This is a genomic window from Gordonia jinhuaensis, assembly GCF_014639795.1.
GTDB lineage: Bacteria > Actinomycetota > Actinomycetes > Mycobacteriales > Mycobacteriaceae > Gordonia_B > Gordonia_B jinhuaensis.
The window spans coordinates 22,225-42,319 of the sequence record NZ_BMGC01000021.1 but is presented as its reverse complement, the minus strand read 5'-3'; the positions used below and the strand labels follow the sequence as shown (position 1 = coordinate 42,319).

The following is a 20,095-nucleotide window of genomic DNA, read 5'->3' as shown; positions in this document are numbered from 1 at the left end:
GGAGGTTCTCCGGACAGTCTGTCCGTCACACGGGCCAGGATTCGAGAGGTGTGCAGCTCTGGGCTGCAGATCGTGGGGAAACGCACGGCTTGTCGACCGATTGACATCATCTCTTGAGCGCACTAACTTTCTCGTCATCGCAGGTAGTAGCGATTTTCGAACTGCACTGTGACTCAAGTTTCCGGTTAGAGCCGTCGGACCGCATGCGACGTCGCGATTGGCCGAATGCACACTGCACAGCGCCGCAGATCCCCCTCATTTCGACGATTCACGATCTGGTGCGTTTGGTTCATGCGTGCTGTCTCGCGCGGACAGGCTCTCGGTGTGCCGCTTGTTGATCGTCTGGTGATTAGTGAGAGGAATTCCGTGTCTGTTAACGATGTTGATCTGAGTCTTTGCGAGCTCGATGCAAGTGAGATGGTGGATGGATTTGAATCGGGGGAATTGAGTCCGGTTGAGGTCACGGACTCTGCTCTCGGAAGGATGACGGACGCAGAGCCACACATTCACGCGATGTATCTCATCTACCACGAGCGCGCGCGTGCAGCAGCCGCTGCGAGCGCGCAACGGTGGCGAGATCGTAAGCCACTGAGTCCGATTGACGGCGTCCCGGTCACTGTCAAGGAGAACGTCAACCTCGAAGGCGAACCCACCCCATGGGGCTCAGCAGCTAGTCTGCCTACCCCCGCGTCATCTACCGCACCCCTTCTCGAGCGTCTCACCGCAAGGGGTGCGGTTGTCCTGGGAAAGACGACAATGCCTGAGTGGGGAATGCTCTCGTCGGGAGTATCAACCCTGCATCCCACAACGTGTAACCCATGGAATCTGTCCTGGAATCCAGGTGGTTCAAGCGCTGGAGCCGGCGCTGCGGCTGCCGCAGGTTATGCACCGATCCACTTCGGAAGTGACATCGGCGGATCGGTCCGCCTGCCGGCAAGTTGGTGTGGGATAGCTGGATTCAAACCATCGTTCGGTCGAATCCCCGTCGATCCGCCATACTTCGGGCGCACGATCGGTCCGATGGGCCGCGAGGTTGAAGACCTTGCCCGCGTCATGGGCGTTGTGTCCGGGCCCGATGATCGCGATCCTTACAGCTTGCCACCGCAAAAGATTTCTTGGGGCGATCTGGAGTTCAAGACTCAGGGATTGAGAGTTGGACTGCACCTCGATGCTGGGGCTGGGACAGAGACTTCCCCCGAGATTGCCGCTGCGGTGAGTGATGCGGCACAGTTCTTCGAGTCCCAGGGCAGTGCGGTTGAGATAGTCGATCCGTTCTTTTCCGACGAGATGCTCGAGCGTGTCGATATGTTTTGGCGTGCAGGACATTGGCTCGACTATGAAGCATTGCCAGTGGATCGGCGTGGTCTTCTCTTGGAGTTCATCGCCGAGTGGTGTCGAGCTGGCAGCGAGGTGAGTGGGCTGGATGCAGTTCGGAGCAGCAACGCGCAGTTAGAGGTCGCGATTCAGACACTACGTGCCACGCAACCCTACGACCTGGTCCTATCTCCGGTCTCGCCAGACGCCACCTACCCGGTTGACTGGCCGATGCCGAGCAATGATGTGACGCGACCGATGGCCCATATCGGGTTCTGCATGCCCTACAACATGTCGGGTCAGCCCGCCGCCTCCGTCCATTGCGGGTTCACGAGCGATGGCCGTCCGATCGGCCTCCAGATCGTCGGTCCGCGATTCGCCGATCGTGAGGTCCTCGCTGCCGCGACACACTTCCAACGCTCACATCCCATCGATCGTCCGTGGCCGAGGCCTTGGGAACGACCCTGAGATCTGCACGGGCCGAAACGGCGCACCCTGTGAAACTCCTGAACACCTCTGATGAAAGGCGCAACCGCACTATGAGTCGATCACGTAGAAACCGGCTGATGTCGTCACTCGTCATCCCGCTGGCGGCATCGGCGCTTGCCGTCAGCGCATGTTCGGCTGGGTCATCTTCGAGTTCGTCGAGTGGGGGAAGCGGCCAATCCTCGAGCGTGTCCATCGGTCTTGGTGCTGCGCCCAAGAACCTCGACTTTACGCAGACCGCTGGCGCGGCGATCCCACAGGCGCTCATGTACAACGTTTACGAGTCTCTGGTGAAGGTCGATGGTGAGGGCAAGATCCAACCCCTGCTCGCGAAGTCGTGGACCATCAGCCCGGACAGGAAGACCTACGATTTTGTTCTCGAGCCATCGGCGAAGTTCTCGAATGGTGACGCGTTTACTGCCGACGATGTCAAGTTCAGCCTCGAGCGAATAAAATCGTGGAAGGCGAACACCCCGAAAAACCTCGCCGCGATCGACCATGTAGACGTCGTGTCGCCCACGGAAGCAAAGGTTGTTCTCTCCAAACCTGATAACAATGTTCTGTTCTGGCTGGCGGGCCCCTTGGGTGCTATGTTCACGCCCAACGGTGTGTCTGACCTGGCAAACAAGGCAGTTGGCACAGGCCCTTATACTGTCGATTCGTACTCGACGGATGAGTCCCTCGTTATGAAGCGAAATGACTCGTACTGGGGAAAGAAGCCGGGCGTCTCGGGTGTCACCCTGAAGTATTACGTCGATGCCAATGCGCCTACGAATGCTCTCAGAAGTGGCGAGATTGACGTCGTCTATCAGGCGCAAGCTCTCGATCAGGTCAAGTCATTCGAAAGCGATAAGTCCTTCACGGTGAATGTCGGTACTACGCAGGGGATTATCTATATGTCGATGAATCCCACTCGAGCGCCATTCACCGATATCAGAGTGCGACAAGCGATTGAGTACGGTATCGACAAGAAAGAGGTCAATACCACTGTCACCAACGGTTACGGCAAGATCACCGGTGAGCCGGTGCCGTCGACGGATCCGTGGGCGGAGGACAAATCTTCGGTTTACCCCTACGATCCGGAGAAGGCAAAGCAGCTACTTGCCGATTCTGGTCACTCGAATATGACTGTTCAGTTCAACGTGCCGAGCCTCCCGTATTCCCAGTCGATTGGACAGGTTGTCAAATCGGAATTGGCGAAGATAGGGGTCACCGTTAATCTGGTCACGCAGGAATTCCCAGCAGTGTGGTTGCAGAACACATTTACGCAAGCTGATTACCAGATGACCGTGATCAATCACGTAGAGCCGCGAAGCTTCACCAACTACGCCGACTCGACCTACTACTGGCGGCTGTCGGATCCGGCCGTGAACGATGCGATCGCATCCGCAGCGTCGGCACCCTCCGATGACGAGTACGTGGCTGGGATGCGGAAGGCGGTGGACGCAGTGGTTGCGGCCGCACCTGGTGACTGGTTGTACAACGCACCGAACGTCGTTCTGGAAAAGACCGGGATTGATGGAATCAGCAAGAATGACACCGGTGTAGCACTCGATCTGACATCACTCTCCAGGTCGTAGAAGACGGCAAATGGGCAGCGGCACAGTTAAGTCGAGTTCCCGAGGAAGGAGCTGAGCGGATGTTGATGCTATTCACAAAGCGACTGCTTCTCGTGCTTGCAACCCTGCTACTGGCGTCGGCTGTCGTGTTTGGACTGCTTTCAGTCGTCCCGGGCGACCCTGCAAAGACGATGCTCGGTGTGACTGCGACGCCGCAGGCGGTCGCAGATCTACGGCATGAGTTGGGACTCGACCGGTCGGTGACCACGAGGTACTTCTCGTGGTTGGGTGGGCTGTTCCACGGAGATTTTGGCCAGTCGTATGTGACGCGCCGCTCTGTTGGCCCCGACGTTATGAGTCATCTGCAGGTGTCACTGATCCTTGTGATCGCTGCGATGCTGGTGGCGTTGATCGTGGCAATCCCCTCCGGGACGTACGCCGCGTATCGGTCACGCCATGTGGATGGTGCACTAGTCGGGTTGACGAGTCAGTTGGGAATCGCGATACCAGGATTTCTCGCAGGACTGCTATTAGTGGTGGTGTTCGCAGTCAAGCTGCGCTGGTTGCCGGCGAGCGGGTGGGCTGCTCCGATAGACGGGGCAGGGCCGTTCCTATCGCATCTAGTGCTGCCAGCGCTTGCGCTCGGGCTCGTCCAGGGCGCCATACTCAGCCGTTACATGCGTTCGGCAGTTCTCGACGTCATGCACGAGGACTACATGAGAACCGCGCGCGCCAAGGGTCTTTCCCCACTACAGACGCTGTTGCGACACGGTATGCGGAATGCTGCCATCTCGGTACTCACCATAAGTGCGATAGAACTCGCTGCACTACTCGTCGGTGCGATAGTCATCGAGAACGTGTTCGTAATCCCTGGTCTGGGTACGCTCCTGGTCAGGTCGGTGGAGAACCGCGACATGGTATCGGTCCAGGCGATCGTGATGGTGATAGTTGTCGCAGTGCTGGCGATCAATCTCCTCGTCGAATTGCTTTACTTACTTATTGATCCGAGGCTGAGGAGTGAACGGTGATGGCAAGCCGAGTCGTCAGTCTGTCGCGCCGTAGGTCGAGGTCTCGACGCCGTGTGAACTCGTCACTAATCATCGGTGGATCGATGATCGCAGTGGTCATCGTAGCGGCCCTGGCTTCATTCGTCTGGGTGCCTTTCGACCCGACCGCGGTCAATGCGTCGATCCGGCTCCAAGGTTCGTCGAGTTCACACATTCTCGGGACTGATTCATTCGGACATGATGTGTTCAGCGTGATCCTCGAGGGAAGTCGCGCGACGCTACTGGTCGGGCTTCTGTCGGTGGCTATCGCAGCCGCCATCGGTGTTCCGATTGGTGTTTGCGCGGGTATGGCCGGAAAGCGTCTCGGTGGTGCCGTCATGAGCGCAAACGACATCTTGCAAGCATTCCCCGCGCTCCTGATCGCGATCATTGTGGGCGCAGTCTGGGGCGCGGGAATCATGACGGCTGTGGTCGCACTGGGAATCGGTACAGCTGCGGCCTTCGCGAGGGTCTCGCGCAGCGGCACAATGCAAGTGATGAGCCGCGAGTACATCTCGGCGGCGCGCGCGGCAGGTCGTGGTCGGATTTTCATCGCATGGCGCCATGTACTTCCGAACATTGGGGGGATCTTGGTGGTCCAAGCCTCGGTGAACTTTGCGGTTGCTGTCCTCGCGGAGGCCGCGCTGTCGTATCTGGGGCTCGGTACACCGCCGCCGACCCCGTCATGGGGACGCATGTTGCAGGAGTCTCAGACCTTCGTCTTCAGCTCGTCGATGTTGGTCGTGTGGCCTGGAATCGCGATTGCATGGACTGTATTGGGATTCAATATCTTAGGCGATGGGTTGAGGGACTATTTCGATCCGAGGAGGTCTCGATGATGATCGCCGGTGAAACGACGTTGCCAGACTCGGAAAGCCAGACGTCCGGTGTGGCCGACGCGTCCGCACCGCTGTTGTCGGTTCGGAACTTGACGATCTCCACCTCCGCGCAGCCGCTGGTCCATGGGATCGGGTTCACTGTGGCGCGGGGTGAGCGGGTTGGACTCATCGGGGAATCTGGGTCGGGAAAGTCATTGTCCTGCTTGTCCGTCATGGGTCTGCTGCCAGATGGCCTATCGGCATCCGGTGATGTACGCCTCGACGGTGAAGACCAAAACCTGCTCGATGCTCCGGACAAGGTTCTTCGGAACCTCCGAGGCAGTCGGATGTCGATGGTTTTCCAAGAACCGATGACAGCGCTAAACCCATTGATGCGGGTGGGCAAGCAGATTCGTGAGATCATGGTCGCACACGGTGGTGATCGCAAGACTCTCGATACTCGAACGGTCGAACTGCTGTCGAGCGTGGCGATACCCGACCCGGCGGTGGCTTCACGTGCCTACCCACACCAGATGTCGGGAGGTCAACGGCAACGCGTGATGCTGGCGATGGCCATGGCGAATGACCCGGATCTGTTGCTGGCAGACGAGCCGACGACTGCGCTCGATGTGACCGTGGCCAGACAGGTACTCGAGCTCGTCGCCAAGAAGGTCGAGCAGTCCCAATCGTCTTTGCTGTTCGTCAGTCACGACCTGGGCGTGGTGTCCACGTTGTGCGAGCGCGTGGTGATCATGCGGAATGGCAGGGTGGTCGAGCAGGGCACGGTGGATCGGGTCTTCACCAGCCCCGAGCACCCTTACACGCGTGCGCTTCTGGCTGCGTCATCATTGGTGTCGAATGCGGACACGGGTCGATTGGTGACGGTTGCCGACATGGAGAATCGCAAGGTCGATACCGGCGGCACAGGAACATCTGTCGTGACCGGACCGGTGCAGGGGACAACGGGTGATTCTGGACAAGAGGCCCAAGATCGTCGCATCGAGAAGACATCGCCCCATGATGTGCTTGTCGACAGCGAGACTGCCTCCGTCGTATTCAACTCGGCTGGTGCAGGGAGCGACCAGGCTGCGATTGTTCAGGTGTCGGAACTGTCGCGGACGTACGGCGGGCGGCGAGGTGTGTTTGGCGGGGAAAGGCGTGTCGAAGCACTGCGGTCGGTTTCCTTCGACGTCCATTCCGGAGAGCGATTCGGCATCGTGGGTGAGTCCGGATCGGGCAAGTCCACGCTACTCAGGCTGTTGTGCGCGCTGGACACGCCGACGTCAGGATCGGTTCGGGTTAACGGGAAAGAGGTTGCTGGTGTACCCGAGCGAATGCTGAGCGGACTTCGCGCAAGCATGCAGATCGTCTTCCAAGACCCGATGAGTTCGCTGGACTCGAGGATGAGGATCCGTGACGTAGTCGCCGAGCCGATCAGGGAGGGTTCTCGCGAGGAGAAGCGCGCGAGAGTGAGGGAACTGCTGAACCAGGTGGGCCTGCCGAGTGATGCCGAATCACGCTATCCTCACGAGTTCTCCGGAGGCCAACGGCAACGAATTGCCATCGCCCGTGCTCTGTCGACGCGTCCTCGCATGCTGATTGCAGACGAAGCGGTTTCGGCCTTGGATGTTTCTGTTCGCGCACAGGTTCTCAACCTGATTTCTGATCTCGTCGATGAGTACCAGCTCACGTTGATCTTCGTGTCGCACGATCTCAACGTGATACGGCACACCTGCGACACGGTTGCCGTGATGCACGCGGGGCAGATCGTTGAGTGCGGGCCAACCGAAGACGTCTACTCGCATCCGCTGCATCCTTACACACAAAAGCTCATCGCTGCGCTGCCGCCGCTTCCGTCAGCTGGCAGAGGGAATCGACAGCCGATAGGAGAGTTGGCATGATCGACACCGCCTTCCGCGACGACCTCGGTCAGATCACAGACGTAGCCGGGATCCGGGTAGGCAACGTCTCGAGGGTCGGTGGCGGCTATCTGACTGGAGTGACCGCCGTCCTTCCCCCTCCGAGAACCGTTGCAGCGGTGGATGTTCGTGGTGGAGGTCCCGGGACGCACGAGACCGATGCCCTGGATCCGCGGACCTTGGTTCCGTCTGCGGATGCGATCGTCCTAACCGGTGGCAGTGCCTACGGGCTCGTGGCGACGCACGGAGCGCAACTCTGGTGTGAGCAGCACGGCAGAGGTTTTCCGGTGGGCACTGAGCCCAATGAAATCGTTCCTATCGTCCCGGGTGCGGCAATCTTCGACCTCGGCCGTGGAGGCGGGTTCACTTCGCGGCCGACCTCGGACTGGGGCTACGAAGCTCTGCAGCAGGCGAACGCCTCCGGGGATTTCGCGCGAATCGAACGCGGGAACATCGGCGCCGGCACAGGTGCTGTGACCTCCCGGGGGCGATTGAAGGGAGGACTGGGAACTGGCTCGGTGTCTCTGACGATCGCCGGCGTCACCTACACCGTTGGCGCACTAGCGATCGTGAATGCTCGCGGTGTACCTCAGATGCCGGGACTGGAGGAGTTGAGCGCGACGCAATACAGCGACGAATCGGCACTGTTCGCCGAGCCTCAACCTTTGAACACGACGATCGCAGTGGTCGCCACCGACGCCAAACTCGACGTTGCTGAGACGGCGCGTATGGCTTCGTGTGCCCACGATGGGTTCGCTCGCGCATTGGATCCTGTCCACACACTGAGCGACGGGGACACAGTGTTCGGCCTCGCCACGGGCGATGTCGACGTGCTGGGCGAGCATCAGTTGAGAACTGTGACGATGATGCGAATTCAGGCCGCAGCTGCTGATGCGATGGCATACGCGATCGTGGATGCGGTTCTCAATGCGGAGTCGGTCGAGACGCCGAACGGAAAAATCCCTTCGTACGCGGAATACCTCTCAAACGTCAGGTGAACCGACTAGTCATGTTGTGGTGATTGCTTGTTGGCGTCGTGGGCAAGTAGAGCGGCTTGCAGGGCGGCCTGAGTCTCACCATCGTCTAACTTCGCGTGGATCAGCTGTTCGATCGTTGCGATGCGCTGATAGAGAACTGATCGGGCGATCCTCAACTCGTTCGCCGCAGTGCTCCGGTTTCCCGGGCTTCTGAGGTACGCCCGCAACGTCGGGACGAGCTCGCTGTTCATCTGGACGTCGTGATCGATGAGGGGGCCCACGGTGCGTTCGATGAAGTCGCTCAGGGTGGCGGTGCCGCTCAATTCGCGAAGGAGGGGACCGAGTCGATGGCCGGAAGCCGTGGTGGCGGTCCCAGACATGTCTTGCGAGTGTGTGCCGAATCGACCGAGTCCTGTGGCCACGGCAAGCGTGTCAGTCAGCGATTCGACCAGGGTCTCGATGCGATCACTCGCTTCGCCGGCTACCAGGCGAACATCGTATCCAGGTGGCAAAGCTGCACGAAGGGGCTCCGCAATGTCGAAGACCGGCTGGGTTCGGCCGGCGGGCTCGGTCGGTTGACCATGGCCGGAGACTGCGACGAGAACGAGAACGGAGGGGTGGTTCGGACTGCTGGTCACCGCTCCTCGTGCCGTCAGGCCGCGCGCAGCGATGTTGGTGAGGGCGATCTCCAGAAGCCGGTCGTCGGCAGACACTTGGCCGTGATCTATGCCGAACACTGAAACGATGCAGGACATGAAGGTTGCTCGGTCGAGGTCGATGCCACCTGCGCGCCATTGGGCGGCGAGGTCGTCGACGTCGATCCATTTCCTGGCAAGGAGTGACTCGACGGGCCGACGGTCAACCAGTCGTTTCCACTGTCGATCCTCCGGATATGCCGCCCGACTCAGCGATAGTGCGACTGCGGCTTGCTCGAGGACCAGCGAGCGACCAGCGGAATGCGATGGGCCGGGGAAAGCTATCAACCGCCCCCATCGACTGCCTCGTGCGGCAACTGGAGTGATGAGCCAGTCTTCTGGCCCAGCAACGACTGTTCGCAGTAGCTGAGGAGACAGCCCATTTGACGTCACCGCCCGCCTCGAGCGGGTTTCCCAGTCGTTGAGTAAATCCTGCAGTGAGAGGTCGCGTTGAGCGAAGCTCACGACGGTGTGCGAGAGGTCCTCCAGGACTACTGGGCATCGCAACATCCGCGACACCTGTGCGACCACAAAGTCCGGCGGCGATCCCTGGAGTGCGAGGGTGGTGAACACCGTGTGGACCTCATCGCGAGCATCGAGGGCGTCAAGCTGTTGCGCGAGGATCTGGCGGTGTGCTGCCTCGGTGATATCGATGAACGCGGCCTCACGGTGAAGAACGATGAGGGGGATTCCCTTAGCGGCGAGTCCCTTCGTCATCGCCTGTGGAGCGCGTCGAAACCGGCTACCGAGTTCGAGTACGACTCCCGATACGCGCGCAGAGGCGAGGTCCTCCACCAAGAGCATGAGGTCGCGGTCGGAATCTGGCCAGCCGATACCGGATGTCAGGACTACATCGAATCCGCGGAGCAAGCGGGACGCACCGGCTCCCTGTTCGAATGTATGTACCCACCGCACTGGGTTGTCCAGGTGCTGCGCGGCGGCTGCCACTTCTGGACGACTGGCTTGCACACTGGGAAGCGCCAGAATGTCGCGGACCACGACCCCCTGTGGAGAACTCGCAGGCCGGTCCGACTCTGTGCCATGTCGAGAGGCGGGATCAAACAACGACGGTACGGACACGCGAGAACCTCCCCTCGGCAAGTTTAAGTGCAGACCCCTCGAGTTGCTCCGCGAGTACTGCGCATTCAACATCGGCCCACACGTTCGTGGCGGGAGGATCAGCCAATGCCGCGCGTTGCCGAGGGTCACATATCGAGAACCAGGCGTGGACACCGCGCCCGCGACACGCAGATGAACATCACGTCGCCGGCGTCCCGTTCGTCCTCGGTGAGCAGTGCATCGCGGTGTTCGACCTCCCCGGAGATCACCCCCGTTTCGCATGTCCCGCACGTTCCCTCGGTGCACGAGTACAGCACGTTGACCCCGTCGGCCTCCAGCACGCTCAGGATCGACCTGTCGGCGGGAATCTGATGCACACTCCCGGTCACCGCCAGCTCGACCTCGAAGGCGGAGTCCGCTCTCGTGTCGACCTCGACCGGGGTGAACCGTTCGATGTGCAGTCGCGCCGTCGTGCCCGCACAACGCTCCTGGACTGCGGTGAGCAGCCCCTCAGGCCCGCAGCAGTACACATCACCACCCGAGGCGCCGACGACCGGCGCCACAGCGGCATCGAGATCGATACGGCCGCACTCGTTCTCGGGCACCAGTGTCACCGCGTCGCCATATGTGGCGCTCAGTTCGTCGGCGAATGCCATCGAGTCACAGGTCCGGCCGCCGTAGATCAGTGACCACTCGACCCCGCGGGAGCTGGCCGCCCGGATCATCGGGAGCAGTGGGGTGATGCCGATCCCACCGGCGATGAACACACACCGACCCGCCGGATCGAAGTCGAAGTTGTTGCGCGGCAGACCGATCCGGATCTCGTCGCCCACGGCAAGCGTCTCGTGGACGAATCGTGATCCGCCGCGTCCGCCGACCTCATGCAGTACCGCGATACTCCAGCGGTCGGTGTCCGCGGGATCACCGCACAGCGAGTACTGCCGGAGCAGATCGCCACAGGTCACATCGATATGCGCCCCAGGTGTCCACGACGGCAGCGGCTCACCCCCCGCGGTGGCGGAAGCTGATCCGCCGCACCCCCGTCGCCGCATTGTCGATCGCGTCCACAACCGCGTCGATCATGGTCACGGTGGCGGTCATCGTGAGACCTCCTCTGCTGAGCCATCCACGCTCCGTGTGTCGTGGGTGTCGGGGTGGGCGATCAGCCACTGCCACAACTCCACCGGATCGATCCCGTCGTGGGACTGCCCGCACCAGCAGTAGCCGGTGAGCAGATCGGTGCCCAGTTGGGAGACGACCCGGTAGACATGCGGTCCATGCAGCATCTCCTCGGGAGACGGGGTGACCGCGCCGCTCATGGGGTCGGCAGCCTGTCACCGCGCGCGGATGCGGTACCGGTGCTGATCGCAGAATCGGCGATCGACGAGGTGTCCGGGTGCTGGCCTTCGGCGATCATCTTCGCCAACAGTCGCCGTGCCGCCAGCCCGCCGGTGTCGATGTTGATCGACAGCTCCTGGTATCCGTCCTTCTCGCTCTCGACCACCTCTTCGAGAATGTCGAGTGCAGTCACATCCTGGAGCACCACCGTGCGGTTGTTGGTCGCCAGGAAGTCGGTGACCTTCTCGTCGCCGAGTGCGAAATCGCGTGCCACCATCCAGAAGTCGTGAGTGGAGTGCTCGGTCTCCGGGGTGATCGCATAGACCACCTCTACGTGGAAAGCCTGGTCGTCGGGTCCGTCCTGCGGGGGCTCCACACCCACCGGTGCGATCCGGCTGTGCAGCAGGTACAGGCACGGCGGGTGGTATTCGATGTCCTGCCAGCGGGTGATGCGGCCCTGGATGCCGGTGGATTCGGCGTAGAAGGGCGGGCAGGCCGCGTCGGCCATATGCCTGCTGACGTAGATGACCCGATTGTCCTCGTCGACCTCGGTGGTGATCGGGGTCTCGGCCACCTCTGGTGTGCCGATGTACCCGCCGTGCAGGTAGGTCTCATGCGACAGATCCATCAGGTTGTCGATGAGCAGGCCGTAGCGCGCCTTCAGCGGCTCCATTCCACGAACCGTGGTGTACCCCTCGGAATCGAGCCACGGGGCGCGGGGGATGAGCGCGGTGTCGGCGCGGTCGTCATCACCCACCCACAGCCAGATCAGCGAATCCTGCTCGACCACACGGAAAGCCGGCACGCGCGCAGTGCGGGGGATACGGCGCTGTCCCGGTGCGGCCACGCAACCGCCGGCCTTGTCGTAGGTGAAGCCGTGGTAGCCGCAGACGATGGTGTCGTCGACGAGATGGCTCAACGACAGTGGGTATCGGCGGTGGACACAGCGGTCTTCCAGGGCCACCACCTCACCGGTGCTCGCCCGGTACATCACCAGGGGTTGCCCGCAGATGGTGCGGGCGAACAGTTCATGGGTCACCTCACTGGAGTAGGCGGCCACGTACCACTGGTTCACCGGCCAGGGCGGTGTCGCGGGTGTGCGTGTTGTCGCGGTGTCGGGAGGTGTCGCGTTCGCGGGCATCGTGGTGGAGTCTCCTCGGGCTGGTGGAGTGCCGACGAGATGACTATGTCCTGCGTCACAATCGTGCGGTAGAGTGATTTCCGGTGAGCGGAAGACAGGAAACCTGATGGTGTCGGCGAGCGGTCGACCTGCAGGTCGCGGAATCGTGACGTCGAATGACCAACGCGGGCACGGTCGTCGCGGTATCGACGACCGGTCACTGACGGTCAAGAGTCTCGATGTCCTCGCGGCATTCGACACCGACCATCCCGACCTGACGCTGTCCGAGGTCGCCCGCCGTTCCCAGCTGCCGCTGACCACTGTTCATCGCATCGTCGCCGATCTCACCGACTGGGGTGCGCTGGAACGGCACCCCGACGGGCGGTACCGCGTGGGATTGCGGCTCTGGGAGATCGCGGTCCACGCGCCCAACGCGATCCCGTTGCGCGACAGCGCACTTCCGTTCATGGAGGATCTCTACGAGGTCACCCACGAGAACATCCAGCTCGCCGTCCGAGACGGCCTCGACGTGGTCTTCGTCGAGCGGCTGGCAGGTCGCGACGCGGTGGGGGTGCACACGCGGGTGGGCGGGCGATTCGGCCTGTCGGCCACCGGGGTCGGTCTGGTCCTGCTCGCCCACGCACCGGCGGCGGTCCAAGAAGACGTTCTGGCGGGCGCCTTGCCCGCGTGGACCGACTACACCGTGGTCGATGCGCGCCGACTTCGTGGGGTGCTGGCGCAGATCAGACGGCCGGGATATGCGATCAGCGATCGCCAGGTGACCGACGACGCGATCTCGCTGGCCTGCCCCATCGTCGACGGTCGCGGCAGCGTGTGCGCGGCCCTGTCGATCGTGATGCACGCCGACACGGCGCAGCCGACGTTCCTGCTGCCCGCGCTACGCGCCGCGGCGCGCGGTATCTCGCGCACCATCGAGGTCGGTGGATCCGTCCACATCGGTCATCAGATTGGTGCGGCACTGCAGCAGTGATTCGCGCAGCGCCCGCGCACGCGCATCCGACATCCCCTGCAGCATTCGTGACTCCAGCTGCGCGACCGGCTCACGGTAGGTGTCGAGAAGTTCTGTGCCGGCCGGTGTCAGCGACAGTACGAGGCGCCGGCGGTCGTCGGGGTCGCGGTGACGTTCGATCAGGCCGCGTGTGAGAAGTGCGTTGATGATGTCGGCCATCGACTGGGCGGTGACGAACGAGTTGCGGGCCAGGCGTGCAGACGTCAATCCCGGATGACGTTCGAGGACGGTCATCGCGGTGTACTGCAACGGGGTCAGCCCGGCCGGGCGCACCGCGGCATCCAGATGCGCCCGCACGGCCAGCTCCACCTGTTTGACCAGGTAGGGCAGGGTGGGCTCAAACCCGCCCTGGGCACCCCGCGACTCGCGGCTCTCACCGCTCATTGTTGTTCACCGATCATCCGACCAGCGTAGGTGAGTATTGCCGGATGGCAGTGCAACCTGGGCGCACGTGGCCATCGGGGGTCGCGGGGTGCGGGCGGGCTCCAGTCGGGGCCTCAGTCGGTCAACCCGAGTACCGAGGCTGCGTTCGTCTTCAGAATCTTCTCCCGCGGGCCCTCGTCGAGGCCGAACTCGTCGAAATCCGACAGCCAGCGTTCCGGTGTGATCAGCGGATAGTCGGTGCCGAACAGCACCTTGTGGTTGAGCATCCCCCGTGCGGCCTTCACCAGCTCGGGCGGGAAATACTTCGGCCGCCAGCCCGACAGGTCGATGAAGACGTTGGATTTGTGTGTTGCCATCGAGATGGCCTCAGCCTGCCACGGTACCGACGGGTGGGCGAGGATCACCGTGAGTCCCGGGAAGTCGGCGGCGACGTCGTCGAGCAGGATCGGGTTGGAGTACCGCAGTTTTATCCCCCGACCGCCCGGCAGCCCGGCGCCGATGCCGTTCTGGCCGGTGTGGAACAGCGCCGGCACACCGAGTTCCTCGATGGCACCCCAGAGCGGTTGGTACTGCGGCTCGTTCGGGGCGAATCCCTGCAGGCTGGGGTGGAACTTGAATCCCCGCACGCCGTAGTCCTCGACCAGCACCGTGGCGCGCTTGACCGCGTCGGCACCTGAGCGGGGGTCCACCGAGCCGAAGGGGATGAGGACATCGGCGTGTTCGGCAGCTTCGGTGGCGATGTCCTCACTGGAGATCGCCGGATGGCCGGTGGCCGTGGTGGAGTCGACGGTGAAGATCACTGCGGCCATGCCGATCTCGCGGTAGCGCGCCGCCACATCGGCCACAGTCGGAGTGCGCGGTTCACCGCCCTTGAAATAGGCGGCCGAGGCGTCCATCAATTCGTCGTCGAGCGACAGGTGGCCGTGGCCGTCGGCCTCGATGTGCACGTGTACGTCGATCGCGCTCACCGACGAGAGGTCGATCTGCGGTTCGTATCGCGTCATGATCGTGTCATCCTTCCTGCCGTTGCGGCAGTTGCTCGCTGGGTCACCGGGATCGCCATCTCCTTGACCCGTGAACGCACGAGCTTTCCGGTCGGATTGTGCGGGAGTTCGGCGACGATCACCGTCTCCCTGGGGAGTTTGTAGCGGGCGATACGCCCGTCGAGGTGTGCGATCAGCTCCTCGTGGGTGAGGTTTCGACCGTCGTGGACGCGGATGAACGCCATACCGGCTTCACCCCACTTCTCGTCGGGCACGCCGATCACCGCGCATTCGGCGACCACCGGATGGGTGTAGATCGCCTGCTCGACCTCGGCGGGGTACACGTTCTCCCCACCGGAGATGTACATGTCCTTGACGCGGTCGACGATGCGGATGTAGCCCTCATCGTCGCGGATCGCGACGTCGCCGGTGTGCAGCCAGCCGTCGTCGAAACTCGCCGCGGTGGCTTCGGGGTTGTGCCAGTAGCCCGGGGAGACATTGGGTCCCTCGACGAGCACCTCACCCGGCTCGCCGACCGCGGCGGGCGTGCCGTCGGGACGGATCAGTCTCAGGTCGGTGAAAAAGCATGGCGTGCCGGCACTCCCGAGCTTGCGCGCCCCTTCGCCGGCACGCAGCATGGTCGCTCCCGGTGAGCTCTCGGTGAGCCCATACCCCTGGATGATCTCGATGCCGCGGTCGAGATAGGTGTGCAGAAGTGTTTCGGGGATGGGGGCCCCGCCACACAGCGCATGGCGTAGGCCGCTCAGATCGGCCTCGGCGAACCTCGGCTGGGCGGCCAGTGACTGGTACATCGATGTGACGCCGAACAATGTTGTCACACCGCGGTTCTCGATGGCATCGAGTGCCTGCGCCGGATCGAATCGCGACTCGATCAATGCCGTACCTCCCTTGAGGAAGGTCGGCAGCAGCAGCTGGTTCAGTGCGGCGGTGTGGAAAAGAGGTGCGGTGACCAGAGCCACCTCGGCACTGCCCATGTCGACATCGACCAGCAGGTTCATCACATTGGTGAGGATGTTGCCGTGGGTGAGCATCACACCCTTGGGACGCCCGCTCGTGCCCGAGGTGTACTGCAACATGAACAGGTCGTCGGCGCCGACTGGCATGTCCACCCGGTCCGTCTGCTCGCCGAGGAATCCCGCGGGCCACTCACCGGAGTCCTCGAGTGTCACGCGAGCGCCGGTGTAGGTTTCCGGTGCGCTGAAGCCGGGCTGGGTCACCACCAGCGATGCGTCACTGTTGTCGAGTACGTAGACCAGCTCGGGTCCTGCAAGCCGGGCATTGACCGGGAAGAAGACGCCGCCGAGTGAGGCGGTGGCGAACATCGCCTCCACATAGGCGATCGAGTTCAGGCCGAGGTAGGCGACGCGATCGCCGGGACGTATCCCGGCAGCCGAAAGGCCTTGCGCCACAGCGCACACCCGGCGGTCGAGTTCACCATAGGTCACCTCTCGCTCGCCCTCGACCAGTGCGATGCGCTCCGGGCTCATGCGTGCACGTCGGGCCGGCCATGATCCGATGCCGTGGTCTCTCATGACGGAATCCCCGCCGGTGCGCTGTGATCGGATGCCGACGGCTGATCGGAGGGCGAGCGGTCCAGTCCGTAGCGGATTTTGAGCTCGAGCAACTGCGCAAGCGCCTCGTTGCGGGCGCGTGCCACCTCGCTCTCGCGCCCGCCGAGTTCCTCGGTGACACCGGTGACCACCGTGTCGATCAATTGGGGTGTCAGTTCCGGTGTTCCGAGGTCGTCCCACCAGTCGACCATCGGCGGCCCCAGATGGTCGAGTACATGTGCCATCCCGCCGGGCCCGCCGGAAAGGTGCTGGGTTGCCAACGGCCCCAGCAGCGCCCACCGCAGCCCCGGACCGCTGGAGATGGCCAGATCGAGGTCGGATGCCGATATCGCGCCCTGTGCGACGAGGTGGTAGGCCTCGCGCCACAGTGCGGCCTGCAGGCGGTTGGCGACGTGTCCGGGGAGTTCGCGGCGCAAACGGACAGGGGTCTTGCCGAGCTCTCGCAGCACCGACATGGTGGTGTCGATGGCCGACTCCGAGGTCAGCCGACCTCCCACCACCTCGACGAGGGGCATGAGGTGAGGGGGGTTGAACGGGTGGGCGACCAGGACCCGTTCGGGATGAACGCAGTCGAGCTGGATCTCGCTGGGGCGCAGTCCCGATGAGCTGCTCGCGAGCACCACCTCCGGCGCGGTCGCCGCGTCGAGCTCGGCGAACAGTGCCTGTTTGACGTCGAGCCGTTCGGGGCCGGCCTCGAAGACGATGTCTGCTCCGCGCGCGGCCTCGCTCGCCGACGCGACCACCGTGGGGATCACCGGATCGTCGCTCACCTCGTGCAACGCGGCGGCGAGTCGCTCGGTGGCGTCCGGTGCCGGATCGGCGACCACGACGTCGATACCGTGTGAGGTCAGCAGTGCGCACCAGCTCGCGCCGATGGCGCCGGCACCGATCACGGCGGCGTGACGGATGTCGGGAATCATCATGAGTCCTTTCGGATTTTCTCGCCCGCACGCAGTTCGGCCGCGAACTCGACGAAGGAGTCCAGGCTGTGCGGGTCGGCGAGTGCGTCGGTGGCGGCCACGTCGGCAGACCGCGCACCCTGCAGGATCTTCTTGACCGGCACCTCGAGCTTCTTGCCGGTGCGGTTGCGAGGGACCGAGGCGACCTCGACGATGCGATCGGGAACGTGGCGCGGCGACAGGGCCGTTCGCAGGTCGGTCGCGATCCGGCGGCGGAGCTGGTCGTCGAGCGTCTGCCCGGCATCGAGCACCACGAACAGGATCAGGTCGCCGTTGCCGCCCTGCGGATCCTCCAGATGGATGACGAGGCTGTCGGAGATCTCGGGCATCTCCTCGACCACCCGGTAGAACTCGGCGGTACCCAGCCGGACCCCGCCGCGATTGAGTGTGGCATCGGATCGTCCCGACACCACACAGCTGCCGTCGGGATAGAAGGTGATCCAGTCGCCGTGTCGCCAGATCCCGGCGTAGCGATCGAAGTAGGTGTCGGCCAGGCGGGTGCCCTCGGGGTCGTTCCAGAAGCACACGGGCATCGACGGCATCGGCCGGGTGATGACGAGTTCACCCGGCTCGCCGACGATCTCGTTACCGTCCTCGTCGAATGCGGTGGCGGCCACCCCGAGTGAGCGTCCGGAGATGCGACCAGCGGTGACCGGGAGCAGCGGATTGTGTTGCACGATACCGGTACACACATCGGTGCCGCCCGACCCGACGTTGATGTCGACATCGCCGAGCTGATCGCGCAGCCAGGCATAGCCTTCCGGAGGAAGTGGCGCCCCGGCCGATCCGATGGTGGTGATCTTCAGGTCGAGTCCCGACAGGTCGACCCCTGCTGCGCGACCGGCCATCACGAACCCCGGCGCCGCACCCATGAAGGTGGCGCCGGTCTTGGCGGCCAGCTGCCATTGCCAGTCGGGTCCGGGGTAGGCCGGGTTGCCGTCGATCATCACGATGGATGCTCGGACGAGCAGCGCCGAGACCAGCGCGTTCCACATCATCCACGCTGTGGTGGAGAACCAGAGCATGCGATCGTCGGGACCGAGATTCCACGACAGCGCGTCGTTCTTCCAGTGTTCCAGCAGGATTCCGCCGTGACCGTGCACGATAGCCTTGGGCACCGCGGTGGTTCCGGAGGAGAAGAGCACCGCCAGCGGGTGGTCGAAGGCCACCGGCGTGAACGACAGCGGGGTGTCGTCGTCCTCGGCGAGCAGCTGCGTCCACGACCACGCATCGGGTACGCGCCACGGCCCGTAGTCGATGTCGACGACCGCGCGCAGGGTGGGCAGGTTGGCCCGGATCTCGGCGACGTTGTCGGCGCGGTCGATGTCCTTGTCGCCGTAGCGGTATCCGCCCGCCACGAGCAGGACGTCGGGTTCTACCTGGCCGAAGCGGTCGATCACGCTGCGTGCGCCGAATTCGGTGGCGCAGGTGGCCCAGATCGCGCCGAGCGAGACCACCGCCAGGTGTGCCACGAGGGTCTCGGGGATGTTGGGCAGATAGCCCACCACTCGGTCGCCCTCACCGATTCCCAACCGTGACAGTGCGTTACGGGCACGGCGCACCTGCTCGCGCAGCTCACCGAAGGTCAGTTCGACATCGGGTCGGGTCTGGGAGATGCCGATCACCGCGGTGCGGTCGGTGTCGGCGTCGGTGCCGAGCATGTGCTCGGCGAAGTTGAGGGTGGCGCCGGGGAACCACTGTGCACCGGGCATCTCGGGTCCGTCCGACTCGACGAATGCACATCGCGGTGCGTCGTGGAATCGGATCCCGGCGAAGTCGGCCAGCGCTGACCAGAATCCGTCGAGGTCGTCGACCGACCATCGCCACAGGGCGTCGTAGTCGGCGAAGGTGAGGCCGCGGTTGTCGCGCAGCCATCGCCGGAAGGCGGTGAGGCGGGCGGCGTCGATGTCAGTGGATGAGGGTGTGCGCAGCACATCGCCCTCGTGGACCGTCGTCGTGGCGGCGCTGCCGGGAGATGCCGTGGTCACGGGGGCGTTCACAGCTCGGTCACCTTCGCTGCGCGGCCGTCGAGGAAGGCGTTGAGCCGTGACTTCGCGTCATCGGTCCCCTGCGCGATCGCCGCCATCAGCGATTCCATCGCGTAGCCCTCGCGCGGGTTCGACTCCGCGATCAGCGGGAGGATCCGAGTGACGGCGAAGTTGGTCTGCACCGCGTTGGTGGCGATGCGCTCGGCCAGCTCGATCGCTCGGTCCAGCCCGGCGCCGTCGTCGACCACATACTGGCTCAAGCCGATTCGCTCACCCTCGGATGCGTCGTACCGCCGCCCGGTCAGCATCATGTCCATCATGCGGGCGACGCCGATCAGACGGGGTACGCGCACCGATGCTCCGCCGCCGACGAACAGTCCGCGTGTTCCCTCGGGCAGTGCGTAGAAGGTGGAGCGCTCGGCGATTCTGATGTGCGTGGACGCCGCCAGCTCGAGTCCGCCGCCGACGACGGCGCCCTTGAGAGCCGAGATCACCGGCACCGACCCCGATTCGATCTCGGCGAAGGCGCGATGCCACATCTGGGAGTGGGCGACGCCGGTGAGGGTGGTGGTCTCGGTGACCTCCGACAGATCGAGCCCAGCACAGAAGTGGTCGCCGTCGGCGGCGATGACCACGGCACGGATCGACGAGTCGAGCGTGCGGAAGAAGTCACCGAGGCCCAGCACCGTGCGGTCGTCGAGCGCGTTGCGCTTGTGCGGTCGGGTCAGTGTCAGAACGGCAACCGGGCCTCGGTGCTCGACGCGCAGGGAATCAGGCAGGTCAGTGGGCATGGGCTCCATCCTCAATAATCAGGAAACCTGATAATAA

17 protein-coding genes are annotated in these 20,095 nt (G+C 63.4%); 7 read left to right on the top strand and 10 right to left on the bottom strand.

What is annotated here, in order from left to right:
• The first annotated feature begins 225 nt into the window (after positions 1-225).
• The 6 genes from IEW22_RS13700 to IEW22_RS13675 all read left to right on the top strand — a co-directional run bounded on the left by IEW22_RS13700 (position 226) and on the right by IEW22_RS13675 (position 8,140).
• Positions 226-1,782 carry an amidase gene (locus tag IEW22_RS13700; protein WP_308421398.1) on the top strand — a complete coding sequence of 519 codons (1,557 nt, stop codon included), beginning with the start codon at positions 226-228 and terminating at the stop codon, positions 1,780-1,782.
• Between the two features lie 98 nt (positions 1,783-1,880).
• A complete protein-coding gene (locus tag IEW22_RS13695) occupies positions 1,881-3,380 on the top strand; it encodes an ABC transporter substrate-binding protein (protein ID WP_188587172.1) in 1,500 nt (499 codons plus the stop codon).
• A 59-nt stretch (positions 3,381-3,439) separates the two neighbouring features.
• Positions 3,440-4,387 carry an ABC transporter permease gene (locus IEW22_RS13690; RefSeq protein WP_188587171.1) on the top strand — a complete coding sequence of 316 codons (948 nt, stop codon included), beginning with the start codon at positions 3,440-3,442 and terminating at the stop codon, positions 4,385-4,387.
• Positions 4,388-4,470: 83 nt separating this feature from the next.
• Positions 4,471-5,244, top strand: a complete 774-nt coding sequence (locus IEW22_RS13685; protein ID WP_229742650.1) for an ABC transporter permease — start codon at positions 4,471-4,473, stop codon at positions 5,242-5,244.
• On the top strand, positions 5,241-7,124 hold the full coding sequence (locus IEW22_RS13680; RefSeq protein ID WP_229742648.1) for a dipeptide ABC transporter ATP-binding protein: 1,884 nt from the start codon (positions 5,241-5,243) through the stop codon (positions 7,122-7,124). Before IEW22_RS13685 ends, IEW22_RS13680 begins: the two co-directional genes overlap by 4 nt.
• On the top strand, positions 7,121-8,140 hold the full coding sequence (locus tag IEW22_RS13675; RefSeq protein WP_188587169.1) for a P1 family peptidase: 1,020 nt from the start codon (positions 7,121-7,123) through the stop codon (positions 8,138-8,140). Before IEW22_RS13680 ends, IEW22_RS13675 begins: the two co-directional genes overlap by 4 nt.
• A gap of 5 nt (positions 8,141-8,145) precedes the next feature.
• On the opposite strand, the gene IEW22_RS13670 is transcribed toward IEW22_RS13675, so the two are convergent.
• The 4 genes from IEW22_RS13670 to IEW22_RS13655 all read right to left on the bottom strand — a co-directional run bounded on the left by IEW22_RS13670 (position 8,146) and on the right by IEW22_RS13655 (position 12,352).
• Positions 8,146-9,813: a PucR family transcriptional regulator gene (locus IEW22_RS13670; protein ID WP_188587168.1), complete on the bottom strand. Its 1,668-nt coding sequence runs from the start codon at positions 9,811-9,813 to the stop codon at positions 8,146-8,148.
• A 206-nt stretch (positions 9,814-10,019) separates the two neighbouring features.
• Positions 10,020-10,838, bottom strand: coding sequence for a PDR/VanB family oxidoreductase (locus IEW22_RS13665; RefSeq protein ID WP_229742646.1), 819 nt, complete (start codon positions 10,836-10,838; stop codon positions 10,020-10,022).
• Positions 10,839-10,970: 132 nt separating this feature from the next.
• The gene (locus tag IEW22_RS13660; protein WP_229742644.1) at positions 10,971-11,192 is read right to left on the bottom strand and encodes a hypothetical protein; all 222 of its coding nucleotides are present in this window, start codon (positions 11,190-11,192) and stop codon (positions 10,971-10,973) included.
• A complete protein-coding gene (locus IEW22_RS13655) occupies positions 11,189-12,352 on the bottom strand; it encodes an aromatic ring-hydroxylating dioxygenase subunit alpha (protein WP_188587167.1) in 1,164 nt (387 codons plus the stop codon). The genes IEW22_RS13660 and IEW22_RS13655 overlap by 4 nt, the downstream gene beginning before the upstream one ends.
• Positions 12,353-12,497: 145 nt before the next feature.
• On the opposite strand from IEW22_RS13655, the gene IEW22_RS13650 reads away from it, so the two are divergent.
• The gene (locus IEW22_RS13650; RefSeq protein ID WP_229742643.1) at positions 12,498-13,322 is read left to right on the top strand and encodes an IclR family transcriptional regulator; all 825 of its coding nucleotides are present in this window, start codon (positions 12,498-12,500) and stop codon (positions 13,320-13,322) included.
• Here the strand turns inward: IEW22_RS13650 and IEW22_RS13645 are convergent.
• The 6 genes from IEW22_RS13645 to IEW22_RS13620 all read right to left on the bottom strand — a co-directional run bounded on the left by IEW22_RS13645 (position 13,230) and on the right by IEW22_RS13620 (position 20,058).
• Positions 13,230-13,745, bottom strand: a complete 516-nt coding sequence (locus tag IEW22_RS13645) for a MarR family winged helix-turn-helix transcriptional regulator (RefSeq protein WP_188587165.1) — start codon at positions 13,743-13,745, stop codon at positions 13,230-13,232. The genes IEW22_RS13650 and IEW22_RS13645 overlap by 93 nt on opposite strands.
• A gap of 113 nt (positions 13,746-13,858) precedes the next feature.
• Positions 13,859-14,749, bottom strand: coding sequence for an amidohydrolase family protein (locus IEW22_RS13640; RefSeq protein ID WP_188587164.1), 891 nt, complete (start codon positions 14,747-14,749; stop codon positions 13,859-13,861).
• Entirely contained in the window at positions 14,746-16,236 is a 1,491-nt protein-coding gene (locus IEW22_RS13635) for an acyl-CoA synthetase (RefSeq protein ID WP_229742642.1), read from the bottom strand. Before IEW22_RS13635 ends, IEW22_RS13640 begins: the two co-directional genes overlap by 4 nt.
• Positions 16,237-16,277: 41 nt before the next feature.
• Complete coding sequence (locus IEW22_RS13630; protein WP_229742641.1) at positions 16,278-17,243, bottom strand: 3-hydroxyacyl-CoA dehydrogenase NAD-binding domain-containing protein; 966 nt, start codon at positions 17,241-17,243, stop codon at positions 16,278-16,280.
• The gene (locus tag IEW22_RS13625) at positions 17,240-19,279 is read right to left on the bottom strand and encodes an acetoacetate--CoA ligase (protein WP_229742640.1); all 2,040 of its coding nucleotides are present in this window, start codon (positions 19,277-19,279) and stop codon (positions 17,240-17,242) included. Before IEW22_RS13625 ends, IEW22_RS13630 begins: the two co-directional genes overlap by 4 nt.
• The gene (locus IEW22_RS13620; RefSeq protein ID WP_188587162.1) at positions 19,276-20,058 is read right to left on the bottom strand and encodes a crotonase/enoyl-CoA hydratase family protein; all 783 of its coding nucleotides are present in this window, start codon (positions 20,056-20,058) and stop codon (positions 19,276-19,278) included. Before IEW22_RS13620 ends, IEW22_RS13625 begins: the two co-directional genes overlap by 4 nt.
• Positions 20,059-20,095 lie beyond the last annotated feature (37 nt).